1 protein-coding gene is annotated in these 765 nt (G+C 32.0%); it reads left to right on the forward strand.

The window, feature by feature from the left end; genetic code table 11:
* Positions 1-455: 455 nt before the first annotated feature.
* Positions 456-765 (forward strand): LacI family DNA-binding transcriptional regulator (locus AC1DUW_RS31260; RefSeq protein ID WP_477644503.1); only part of this gene is annotated, 310 nt, incomplete at its 3' end.

Consider the following 765-nt stretch of genomic DNA (forward strand, 5'->3'; position numbering starts at 1 on the left):
GTGCTTTTCCATTTCTTTTATCCTCCCATTTTTTTAGGTGGATGCCAATTAGGATGATAAATTTCTGCTATCCTACTAACACTCAATTATTACGATGTGCAAGCCTTAAATAGACATCCGGGGATAATTGTTTCCCATCCACCCTTACAAAATCTTGCAAAAAACATTAACTTCATTTTTGTTGACCGGTTCACTTGATACAAGAGGCTCAAACTTGTCCCATCTGTTATCAGGCTCACCATTTACTTTTTTGTTTGTTGACCGGTTAACCTTTCTTGTTTTTTTTGTATTGAAAATATTTCTTAATAAAATTAACATCTAATTGCTTTTTTGTAAAGGAAAGATTAAGAAAATTTAATTTATTTAGAAAATTAAATCTAACCAGTTCTTTGTGTTGCATTAGAACCAACCTATCTTTATAATTTATATTAAGTTAACCGGTCAACGGAGGGATTATGGAAAAAAAAGTTACTATTCGCGATGTAGCAGCATATACAGGCGTATCACGTACAACCGTTTCTAATATAGTTAACGGTATAAACAAAACTTCGGAAGAAACAAAAGAAAAAGTATTGAAAGCAATTAAAGAGCTTAATTATCAACCTGATTTCACTGCAATCAGCTTGTCCAAGAAAAAATCAAATATTATAGGTGTCGTAATTCCTACATTTGATGATTCTCTTGCCCCTATTTTTAGAGAAAACCATTACTATACTGAAATTTTGGGTGGAATGGAGTATGTCTTTAAGAACCATAACTATGACC

The sequence above is a fragment of the Peribacillus sp. P4_C12 genome, assembly GCF_056402095.1.